Origin of the sequence: Butyrivibrio sp. NATIVEDY162, assembly GCF_045999815.1 — a bacterium.
Classification (GTDB): domain Bacteria; phylum Bacillota; class Clostridia; order Lachnospirales; family Lachnospiraceae; genus Butyrivibrio.
In genome coordinates this window covers 863762-875552 of record NZ_CP172573.1, presented here as the reverse complement: position 1 = coordinate 875552, position 11791 = coordinate 863762, and the positions used below count along the sequence as shown (strand labels likewise).

Here is an 11791-nt window from a genome sequence, read left to right as displayed (position 1 = left end):
TAAAAATCAAAAGTATGACATGATTAATTATATTTTTGAAGTTAATCTGTGTTTGCTTAAGCTTTTAGTAATGTGGTGTCTTCCTATATATCAAAATCACTTAGTATTGCTTGCTATATATTGATTACTTTTTGAAGTGATAGTATAAACATTTTTATTGATAGTATAGTGCATGGTATATAGTTATGATTACTTGATTTTTGCTTATATCGGTTGGATTATTTGTTAGTATTACATTTGGAAATATTAAATAATTGGGAATAGTATATTTGTTTTGAGGAATTAAAAATGGAACCACAGATAAGTGTAATAATGCCAGTATATAATGCTGAAAATTATATTGCAGAGTCTATAAAATCAGTTATTAGGCAATCTTTTGAAAATTGGGAATTGATTATAATTAATGATGGATCTACGGATAATTCTGGAGCAATATGTAAAGATTTCGAAAAAAAAGATTCTAGAATTAACTATTACGAAATTCCTAATTCGGGTGTTTCAATAGCTCGCAATTATGGTATTAAAAATTGTTTAGGAAAGTATATAACATTTATAGATGCTGATGATCAAATCTTGGATAAGGCTCTTGAAACACTTAACTGGATTGCGATGAAAAGTGATGCTGATATTGTTCAATGCGGTAAACAGTTGGTCTATGATTATAATGAAATTCAAGGAGTTGTTCGCAGTAATGAATTCTATGAGTTAAATCAAGAGAATGCTTTAAGAAATTTTTTAATTGGAAAGTCAATTGATTTAAGTGCATGCACAAAACTATTCAAAAAAACAATAGTAGAGAATATAGAATTTGCTCCACATAGAAAAATGAATGAAGATAAATTCTTTATATTCCAGGCATTGTTGAATGTTGTAACAGTTGCTGTAAGTGATGAAAAAATGTATTGTTACCTTCAAAGAAAGGGTTCTGCAACTCATCATGAATTTTCTGATAGATGGTTTGATAATGATTATTTTGCAGAAAGTATATATAAAATAGTCAGCAGAGATATTCCACAATATGAGAAGGAGGCTAGATTTCAATTAATAATTTGTAAATATTTTTTAATTAGACATATGAGAAAGATGAATTCTATTGATATGTATGGTTCTGAATATAAATCATTGGTATTTGATATCAAAAAGATCAAGCTTTTAGACATAATTAATTATTTTTCATATAAACAGGTGATTGGAGTACTATTAATCAAGTATTCAATGTTTATTTATAAACTATTAGTTAATGTAGGTATTATGTGATAGTTTGTTGAAAGGAGTTTAGGTGCAAAGATATATTTCTGTAAATGGCTGTATATATGCGGTTATATTGACTTGTTTGCTAGTTCCACCCTATTTGTCTGATTCAACCGTTATTGAGAACATAATGGTTATAGTAATGGGGGTGTTCTTGTTTAAAAACAGATATATTCCATCACGTATGGTTCTGCTTGTATGGGTATATTATATATATTTGGTAGCCAATTCTTTTTTGGCAGGTAACAAGGATATTCATTTGATTACATCTAGTATTAAAATTTTAGCTCTTTTAGCAGTAATAGATATGCAGATACAGAGCAATCAGCAAAAGGCAATTGAAATACTATATTATGTAGTAGGCTTTTTTTGTATGGTGGATGCTGCATCAATCATTTTTTTTCCAGACGGATTATATCAATTAACCACTAATTGGAATGAATGGAGTTATAGTATTTCTAATTATTGGATTTTTGGACATAAGAATAATCACGCTATTTGGTTTATTTTATTTGGTTATTTGACTTATTTACATTGTACTAATTTAAAAAAAGATAAAGCTAAGATAATTTGCTTTTTTTATGCTTTGATTTCTGTTCTTTCTATGGTGATAATTAAATCTAGTACAAGTTTGGTAGTAATAGTTATCGTGAATTTAGCTATTTATAAATTTGGATTTAGTAATAATGACATAAGGTTTGAGACAAAGATTTTGTTATATATATCATTCATTATAAATGTTTTGGTTATTTTTGGATTTACTGTATTTTTGCAACCGATTGTTGAGTTATTTTTTAATAAAGACTTGACATTTTCAGGAAGAACATTGGCATGGCAAAATGCTTTATTTTTTATAGCACAAAAGCCATTTTTTGGGTGGGGAATAATTCCTGAATCTAATATTCAAAGTCTTCTTGGAAGTATTGCATTTGTTAATGCCCATAATCAAATATTACAATCCTTGTTTCAAGGCGGGATAATTCTTTTGTTGATAATAATTGTTATCTTTATTTATATTGCTAATAGTATAGATAATGAGTTGGACTCAAACTACAAAATTGTAAAAAGTGCATGTTTAGGTGCATTATTGATAGAATTAGTATTTGAAGTACGTTTGGATTCTCAAACGACATGGATTCTGATATTGGTTATTAGTCAATTCTTTAGGAGTTCTCATGAAAGAATTATTAGTGACACTGATTTACAAAGAGGACTTTGAATATGCTAGAAGCTGAGATATTTGATAAAAAAGTTTCTGTTATTATGCCAGTCTATAATGTTGAAAAGTATTTGTTGGATTGCCTTAATTCAATTGAACAGCAGACATATAGTAATTTTGAATTGATAATAGTGGATGATGGATCTACTGATAGATCTGGAGATATATGTGATTCTTTCTGCAGAAAAAACGAATATGCTCGTGTTATTCATACAGATAACAAAGGTGTCAGTATAGCTAGAAATAGGGGGCTTGATTTAGCAAAAGGGGAGTATATAGTTTTTTTAGATTCTGATGATGTGTTAAGCAAATATTATTTAGAAGTGCTGGTTCGGTTGATGATAGAATCAGATGAACAGATGGGGTTGATAGGATATTCAAATAAAGGTTCTTCTGAGCTATCAAATAATAATAGTATATTAAATACAGTTTGTGTAAGTACTGACTATATTTTTGACAATATTATTAGAAATAATGAGATAGGAGGATATCTTTGGAACAAGATATTCAGTAAGAAAATTATTCATAATAATAATCTCCAATTTCTAGAAGGCGTTGTAATCTGGGAAGATGTATATTTTGTTTTACAGTATTTAAATAGTATATCTAATATATGTTGGTGCAAGTCTAAATTCTATTATTACAGAGTGAGAGAAACAAGTGCTGTAATGAATATGACACTTGAGAAGAAACGAAATAAGATTTGGATAGCAAAGAAAATATGTGAATATGAAAAAAAAGATTGTAAGCAGTTTCATATTGATGTTGAGAGAAGTTATTTGAGGACATATTTTGATTATTGTTGGACTGCATATAGGTCACGTAATCTTAGTATGGAGCAAAAAAAACTTTTTTTAAATGAATTGCATAATTATAATGGAAAGAGTTATTTTTCTTTTACTGAAAAAATAAAGATAGTACTGATGTGTTTAAATTGATTAGTTAGATATTTGAGGAATATGAAAATGAGGAAGACTGCTGGGATTATTACAATATGGGATCTGTGGAATTTAGGAAACAGGTTACAAAATTATGCGGTTACATATATAGCTAAAGAAAATGGTCTCTCTCCAGAAACCTTAGTCTTGTATGAATCTGGAAAAAAAGATAGATATGATTTAGTTAAGGCTTTAGTTTATAACATAATTTTTTTTATTTCAAAAGGTAAAAATATAAAAAGTATGGTATGGCTTCGAGCAAAGAAATTCAGAAAATTTTCAAATAGTAATATACCATTTAGATATGTTAAGTCTGATGAGCAGGATAATTACGACTATATATTGATAGGCAGTGATCAAATTTGGAATGCTGAAGTTATTGAACCAACTGATTTCATTTATGGGAATGGTTTGGAAGTGAAGAAAATTATCTGTATCGCCCCAAGCTTTGGCGTTACTGGTTTTAATTCAAATGTAGAAACAAAAATAGCAGAGTATCTAAAAAAAATAGATTATTTGAATGTGAGAGAATATGCAGGGGCTAAGCTGATAGAGCGGATTACTAAGAAAAAAGTGCCTGTATTTTTGGATCCTACACTCATTGTACCTGTTATGGAGTGGCAAAAAATTGAAAAGAAACCCCATAATATTGCAAATAGGAAATATATATTAAAGTATTTTTTGGGAGAAGAAGCAGCTGAATGCATTCATGATACCGAAAGATTATGTATTCATTATGGATATGAGGTAATTAGTTTACTTGATAAGAATAATCCTAATGCATTTATTGTAGGACCTTCAGAATTTCTATATTTGATTCATAATGCTGAAATGATTTTAACTGATTCGTTTCATGCTTGTGTGTTTTCTATTCATTATAAAAAACCATTTTGGGTATATAGCAGAACCGGTGAGCATATGAATTCTAGAATGAATACATTATTTGAAAAGTTACAGATAGATAATAGATTTGAGCATGATATGTCTAAGCCATTTGATATAGACTATCATGACATAGATAGTAAACTTGCTGATGAACGTAAGCGATTTAATGAATTTTTTGAAAAGGCCATTAGTGGAAAATAATAGTTTTTTATCGAGCAATTATTTTAATGTCGATAGGCATATTAGGGAAGTGCTACAAAAATTATTTGCTATTGTGAATAATTTATAGATTGAAAAAATTTAAGGAAATTAAGACATTGAAAATTGAGAGAACCAAGAATGCAACAAGAAATATAATAGTTGGGATGATGTTGAAGGTTTATCAAATATTCATTCCATTTGTTATGAGAACGATAATGATTTATTTCATGGGAGTTCAGTATTTAGGATTAAATGGATTATTTTCTTCAGTATTACAAGTACTGAATTTAGCAGAACTGGGCGTCGGATCAGCGATGGTGTTTAGTATGTATAAGCCAATAGCAGAGGATGACACAATTAGAATTTGTGCGCTTATGAAATTATATAAACTTTATTATAGAGCGATTGGTATAGTAATTGGTATATTAGGGCTAGTTTTACTTCCATTTATTCCGATATTGATTAAAGGTGATATTCCTACTGGAATAAATATTTATTTATTATATTTGATAAATTTGGCAGCTACAGTTTTTTCATATTGGTTATTTGCTTATAAGAATAGTCTTCTTCAGGCACATCAAAGAATGGATGTAACAAGCAAGATAATGCTTGTAACAAATACAATACAATATGCAGTTCAAATAATAATAATAATATTTACAAAAAATTACTATTATTATGTATTGGCTATTCTCGGCACACAAATAATAAATAATATAGTTACGGCCATAATTGTTGATAAGATGTATCCAGGATATATGGCACAAGGATTACTAGATAAGAAAGAAGTTCAACAAATTAATCAGAGAATTAAAGATTTGTTTACTTCAAAGATAGGCTTTGTGGTTGTTGATTCTGCAGATACGATTGTTATTTCAGGATTTCTTGGATTGACTGTTTTAGCACTTTATCAGAATTATTTCTACATTGTTAGTTCTGTGATGGGATTTATTGCTGTCATTTTTACATCTTGTACAGCTGGAATAGGAAATAGCATCATAATTGATTCTGCGGAGAAGAATTTTAATGATTTAAAGAAACTAACATTACTTATTTCTTGGATATGTGGTGTATGCTTTTGCTGCTTTCTAAACTTATTTCAACCCTTTATGGAGTTATGGGTGGGCAAAGATTTGATGCTTGGTCTGGGAGCAGTAGTATGCTTTTGCGTTTATTTTTTTATCCAAGAAATAAATAAAGTATTAAATCTATACAAAGATGCATCTGGGATTTGGCATGAGGATAGATATAGACCATTGGTCGTTGCAATTACAAATCTTAGTCTTAATATTTTCTTGGTGAACTTTTGGGGGATTTATGGAATATTACTATCTACTGTTTTGGCGACTGTTTGTGTAGGTATGCCATGGATTTTAAAGAATCTATTTACAACAGTATTTGCAAAAGATTATTTAAAAAGCTATATCTGTAATTTGCTTCGGTATATGTTGGGGACAATGATTGCAGGAATGGTTACATTTTTTATGTGTAATATTTTTGATATATCAAATTTGTGGATGTCTTTATTTATTCGAGGAGCGATAAGTTCTATAGTGCCAAACGTGATTTTTTTATTTTTGTATGGTCGCACGCAGGAATTCAATGATAGTATCTCATTGGTAAATAAGATAACAAAAGGCAAATTATTAAAATTTCGTTTTATTAGGGAAAGATGTAGTGCTTAAGTACTATCAACAGATCAAGTAGTGCAATGGAGTTATTTATTACGTGATGTAATACCAATTCATTACATTTTGCTCTTGTTTTGAGTAATACAAAATTATCAAAATTTGATAATTTTGTATTTTCAAACTAGACATAATAGGAAGGTATAGAGATATTGATTGATGTTAGAAAAAAATCAGATTGTTGTGGTTGCGGAGTTTGTGTAGATTCATGCCCTATAAGATGTATTAGCATGCAAAATGATGCTGAGGGTTTTTGTTATCCGAAAGTAGATAAAAGTAAGTGTATTAACTGTAATTTATGCACGAATAGATGCCCGATAATTAATTCAACTGAAAAAAAAGATAATTATATTAGTGGATTTGTTGCGCGAAGTTACGATGCCACAAGAAATGAAAGTTCATCGGGTGGGATTTTTTATTTAATTGCAAAGTATGTGATAATACAGCGTGGAATAGTTGTAGGTGCAGCATTTGATAGTGAGTGGAATGTACATCATATTTGTATTGATAGGTTAGACAGAATCAATGATCTATTGGGAAGCAAATATGTACAAAGCAGTACGTGTGGAGTGTTTCAACAAATTAAATCTAGATTGGACGATGATAGACTGGTATTATTTTCTGGAACAGGATGTCAGATAGCTGCCCTTAAATCTTTTTTGTGTCATGATTACTCTAATTTGCTGACGGTAGATATCTTGTGTCATGGAGTCCCTTCACCAAAAGTTTGGAGGATATATTTGAATTCAGTGAAAAATGAGTTTAGCTCAGATATTCAGAAAGTTACATTTAGAGATAAGAGAGATGGTTGGCATAATTATTCTAATACGATAAGGCTTTCATCAGGACAGATTGTGACTTCTGTTTTTACATCAAACTTATATATGAATATGTTTTTAAGTAATTTTAGTTTACGTCCTTCGTGTTATAACTGTAGGTTCAAGGGATTAGAGAGAACTTCAGATTTGACGATAGGAGATGCATGGGGGATTGAAAAAGTAATGCCAGACTTTGATGATGATAAAGGAACTTCCCTAGTTATAGTTCATAGTAGCAAAGGTGAGAAAATTTTAAAATGGATATCTAATTCAGTTGAAATGCGTGAAGTGGATATTGACTCAATTCTGCCTCGGACTGCTGATTCTAGGATGAGCGTTCATGTTCCGGAGACAAGAGCTATATTTATGTACTATTTAAAACATGGCAAATCAATAACTAAGCTTATAGAATGTATGAATTTAGAAAATAATATTAGGGTTAGAATAAAAAATAGATTTTTACGTATATTTTTACGGAATAGTATATAGTACAATTCTTGGATAGTAGATATATTTTCAATGTGTGTTAGATTTTCTAGACACTATGTAATAACTACTCAATAAAGAGTATAGTTAAGCGCTAGTCATATTACTCGTGGGTTTTTATCATTTTGCACAAAAAAGCTTATATAAACTTTATTTTATTTTTATTTGTAGTTTATAAAAAATTTATATATACTATAACTCGATGAAGTATTCATGTGTGATTGAATAATTTATCGAGTATTTTTAGGCTCTTCTTCACGTGGAGCGTTAATAAATTATTTGAGGAATTTATGGTTGTTGATTTTCATTCACACATATTGCCTGCTATAGATGATGGCAGCAAAAATATGTATATGACAAAAGAGATGATTTGTGCAGGGGTGGCTCAAGGGGTCAATAGGATTGCATTTACTCCGCATTTTTATGCAAACCAGGATAACCCATCACAGTTCCTCAAAAGAAGACAAGAAGCACTTGATAGTGTCATAAGTGCCTTGATAAAAGATTTTGAGACTTTTGGTTTATCTGATCTTGAATTCAAGCAGGGAGCAGAAATATATTTTTTTTCTGGAATTGCCAATTCGAGGCATCTTGCTGATCTGTGTCTGGAAAAAACAAATATTATTCTTCTGGAGATGCCCTTTAGACAATGGACAAAGGATGTATATAGAGATGTTAAGGATATTATTGAGAAGCAGCAACTGACAGTGATGCTTGCACATATTGAAAGATTCAGGAAATATCAAAAAGACATTTCTATATGGAATGAGATTTTGCAGCTTCCGGTTATTCCACAGATGAATGCGGAGTGCTTCCTGTCTTGGAGATTGCGACGATTTGCATTCAAATTTATTATGGAAGGGCACTCGATAATTTTGGGGACAGATGCCCATAATGTAACAGATAGACCTGTGAATATGTCATTGGGACGCGAGGTCCTTAGGAAGAAATTTGGCGAGGAATTACTTAAGGATATCGATATACGTTCAGATAAGCTATGGAGGAATGATGAACCTTAGAAATGTAAAGATAATAATTATTCTATTTGCCATAGCTATTTTTCTTGGTTTGTTTTTTGTAGGAATAAGTTCCTTTGAAAAATATTTTGAAATGCATAACGTAGCTAATAAAGAGGATAGTGAAGAAGATGAAGACGAAGAGGAATATGAAGATATAGTTTTATCAGATGGCGAACTACTTATAAATGGCAGAGTTTGTACATATGACGCAGCTGTAAGAAATTATTTAATTATTGGCACGGATGTATCCGGAACTTATAAGGATAAAGATTCTGCAGATTATCGGGGGAATATGGCGGACGTACTTCTTCTCGTAGTCCTTAACAGATCAGATAATAACTATGCTGTCCTTGAGATAGACCGTAATACGGTTATGAATGTACCCATGATGAATGCAGATGGAAGCGTTAATGCCAGGTCCGATATGCAGATATGTACTGCTCACTGGTATGGTGGGAATCCTCGGATGTCCAGTGAGAATACTGTGAATGCTGTTTCTGAGCTTTTGGGCGGCGTTCCAATAGATGGATATTATGAGCTTAATATGGATTCCATAGAACAGCTAAATAGTGCAATAGGTGGAGTAACAGTCACTGTAGAAGGCGATTTTAGCCAGGTGGATCCGACTCTCATTGATGGAGAAGAGATAACTCTTAATGATGAGCAGGCTTATAACTATATTCACGCCAGGATGGAGGTTGGAGATGGATCTAACGAAGGCAGAATGGCAAGGCAGGAAGCTTATATTAAGGCATTCCTAAATAGGCTAATGGAGAGGACTAAGGAAAATTCGAAGTTCCCAAATGAAATATATCAAAATATGAAATCAGTTGCTCAGACGAACATGACCGGCAATGATTTTTCAAGAGTTCTTAACAGAGTTAACAGAGGAGAGAATCTGGGAACATTTATGTTTGAAGGCGAGTATAAATCAGGGAAATTACTTGAGGATGGGTTAGACCATCAGGAGTTTTATATAGATGATAATTCTTTTTATCAGGTGATGGATAAGCTGTACCGGCTTACGCCTGTGGAGGAGTAGTTACAGTAGTTGTTTTAGAGGAGTTAAAAATGGAAAAGAAACACTTGGAACAAAAACAATTGATAGGATTGCAAATTGAGAATAGTCAGGATGAATTACAGATTGATCTGTTTGAACTTCTTAATTATTTCAGAAGTAAGCTGATTATAATCATCGCTGCATTTATACTTGGATCTGTGATAGCAGGCTCTTACACTTATTTTCTTGTGGAGCCCTTATATAAAGCTACATCCAAAATATATGTGGTTTCTGCTTCAACGGATACCATGGTAAACCTTACTGATCTTAATTTGGGAACAGGATTATCAGCTGATTATGAGCAGGTTATTTCCATAAGACCTATTTTCAATCAGGTAATTAAGGATCTTGATCTTGACTATTCATATGAGCAGTTACGTGGAATGGTAAGTATTTCAGTCATCAAGAACACAAGAATTATGACTATAAGTGTGACGAGTACTGATCCTGATGAGGCAGAGCAGATTGCAAATGATATTGCAAAGCAGGCTGAGATACAGATTCCCAAGCTTATGGATACGCCAAAACCTCATATAATCGAACCTGCGATTGTACCTTTGTATAAGAGCTCACCGAGTTTCTCTAAGAATATTATGATAGGTGCGCTTGCAGCTACAGCAGTTGTGCTTGCTATTTTCACAGTTATCTTTGTTCTTCAGGATACTGTTAATTCTGCAGATGACATCGAAAGAATGTTTGGTATTTTGCCACTTGCGGTTATTCCTGAAGGAGATATAGGTAATCTGGCAGAAGGAAAAGAATCTTCAGGAAATAAGATTAAGAGTATTAAAAAAGGCAAAAGAAATAAGGAGGCTAAGTGCTCATGAATAAGCTTATATTGAATAATAGTACGGTATTGCCCTATGCATTGGAAGAGTCACTTAACTCTCTTCGTACCAATATTGGTTTCCTCGGAAAAGATGTAAAGAAGATAATGATAATATCGTCAACCCCTAATGAAGGAAAGAGCTTTATTGCAGTGCAGCTTATGAGACAGCTGGCTCAGACAGGAACCAGGACTGCTCTCATTGATGCAGATATGCGAAAATCAACTATGGCCGTTAAGTATGGCATGGAGCTTGAAAACGGAGGAAAGATACAGGGCACCAGCTCTGTACTTTCAGGAGACTGTGAATTTAGAGATGCTTTTTACCCTACATCAATAGATAACGGCTTTGTTCTTCCTAATGTTGATAATGTTGTTAATCCCTCCAGGCTTTTAGAAAGCCAGCGATTCGAGGATTTATTAAACTATGCAGGAGATAACTTCAGATATACATTGATTGATTCTTCACCCCTTGATCTCGTATCGGATGGTGAGAGAATAGGCTCTTTGTGTGATGGTGCTATTCTCGTAGTCAGAAGCGGTGCTACATCCAAATCAATGGTAAGACATTCAGCTATGCAGCTCGAGAGAGCAGGTTGTCCACTCCTTGGAATAGTGCTTAATAGAGTAGGTAATAGCAAAGGAAAGTATTACTACAAAAAACGTGCCGGATATTATACCAGCAACATCTAATTGTACATCGATGGATATTATGTTTTTTGGAGTTACTTATGGTCAACAGACTATAATTGCTCATACATATTAGAACCAGCGTGCATGCGCCGGCGAAGAAAGGAGGAGACAATGCATAGTGTTATGAAAAAAGTTCTTGGATCAGTTCTTGCGGCAGCTCTTATTGTTTCGACACCTGTACATGCAGCAGTAGGATCACCTACAACAGGTAATCAGACAATAACAGCACCAGACCAGACGGCAGACAGGGTTGATGTTATTCCATACACATCTATTGTTGATACCAATGAAGATGGAACAGCAGCTTTTTCTTCTATAGAAAAGACTACTGAGAAATCTGTCAAGGTCCCAAGCAAGGTTACTGTAAATGGTGTTGAGTACACTGTTGTTGAGATCAAGGCTAAGGCATTTACCAATGCTACTAAGGCCACTAAGATAACTATTCCTGACTCAGTGAAAGTTATTGATAAAAAGGCATTTAGTAAGGCAGCTAAGCTTAAGACTATCAAATTCAACAATACCAAGAACATCAAAGTGAAGAAGGGTGCGTTTAAGGGTCTTGATACTACTAAGATGACTATCAAGGTTACTAAGAAGATGTCTAAAAAGCAGTTTAAGAAATTCAAAAAGACACTTGAAAAGGCCGGCTTCAAAGGAAAAATCAAGAAACTTAGTTAATTTCTTGAGGGAGTGTTAATTAACATTTC

Annotated in this window: 11 protein-coding genes; all 11 read left to right on the top strand. The window is 32.3% G+C overall.

Features of this window, described 5'->3' with window-relative positions:
- Positions 1-288 precede the first annotated feature (288 nt).
- The 11 genes from ACHCNF_RS03560 (at position 289) to ACHCNF_RS03510 (ending at position 11762) form a co-directional block, all read left to right on the top strand.
- A complete protein-coding gene (locus ACHCNF_RS03560; protein WP_408071426.1) occupies positions 289-1257 on the top strand; it encodes a glycosyltransferase family 2 protein in 969 nt (322 codons plus the stop codon).
- A gap of 148 nt (positions 1258-1405) precedes the next feature.
- The gene (locus ACHCNF_RS03555) at positions 1406-2470 is read left to right on the top strand and encodes an O-antigen ligase family protein (protein ID WP_408071425.1); all 1065 of its coding nucleotides are present in this window, start codon (positions 1406-1408) and stop codon (positions 2468-2470) included.
- Positions 2471-2472: 2 nt separating this feature from the next.
- Positions 2473-3408 carry a glycosyltransferase family 2 protein gene (locus ACHCNF_RS03550; RefSeq protein ID WP_408071424.1) on the top strand — a complete coding sequence of 312 codons (936 nt, stop codon included), beginning with the start codon at positions 2473-2475 and terminating at the stop codon, positions 3406-3408.
- A 21-nt stretch (positions 3409-3429) separates the two neighbouring features.
- Positions 3430-4494: a polysaccharide pyruvyl transferase family protein gene (locus tag ACHCNF_RS03545; protein WP_408071423.1), complete on the top strand. Its 1065-nt coding sequence runs from the start codon at positions 3430-3432 to the stop codon at positions 4492-4494.
- A 116-nt stretch (positions 4495-4610) separates the two neighbouring features.
- Entirely contained in the window at positions 4611-6179 is a 1569-nt protein-coding gene (locus tag ACHCNF_RS03540) for a lipopolysaccharide biosynthesis protein (protein ID WP_408071422.1), read from the top strand.
- 155 nt (positions 6180-6334) lie between these two features.
- Positions 6335-7489: a Coenzyme F420 hydrogenase/dehydrogenase, beta subunit C-terminal domain gene (locus ACHCNF_RS03535; protein ID WP_408071421.1), complete on the top strand. Its 1155-nt coding sequence runs from the start codon at positions 6335-6337 to the stop codon at positions 7487-7489.
- A gap of 287 nt (positions 7490-7776) precedes the next feature.
- Positions 7777-8505: a CpsB/CapC family capsule biosynthesis tyrosine phosphatase gene (locus ACHCNF_RS03530; RefSeq protein ID WP_408071420.1), complete on the top strand. Its 729-nt coding sequence runs from the start codon at positions 7777-7779 to the stop codon at positions 8503-8505.
- Positions 8495-9547: an LCP family protein gene (locus tag ACHCNF_RS03525; protein ID WP_408071419.1), complete on the top strand. Its 1053-nt coding sequence runs from the start codon at positions 8495-8497 to the stop codon at positions 9545-9547. Before ACHCNF_RS03530 ends, ACHCNF_RS03525 begins: the two co-directional genes overlap by 11 nt.
- A 29-nt stretch (positions 9548-9576) precedes the next feature.
- Positions 9577-10392 carry a YveK family protein gene (locus ACHCNF_RS03520; RefSeq protein WP_408071418.1) on the top strand — a complete coding sequence of 272 codons (816 nt, stop codon included), beginning with the start codon at positions 9577-9579 and terminating at the stop codon, positions 10390-10392.
- Positions 10389-11084, top strand: a complete 696-nt coding sequence (locus ACHCNF_RS03515; protein ID WP_408071417.1) for a CpsD/CapB family tyrosine-protein kinase — start codon at positions 10389-10391, stop codon at positions 11082-11084. Before ACHCNF_RS03520 ends, ACHCNF_RS03515 begins: the two co-directional genes overlap by 4 nt.
- Positions 11085-11195: 111 nt before the next feature.
- Positions 11196-11762: a leucine-rich repeat protein gene (locus tag ACHCNF_RS03510; protein ID WP_408071416.1), complete on the top strand. Its 567-nt coding sequence runs from the start codon at positions 11196-11198 to the stop codon at positions 11760-11762.
- Positions 11763-11791: the final 29 nt, after the last annotated feature.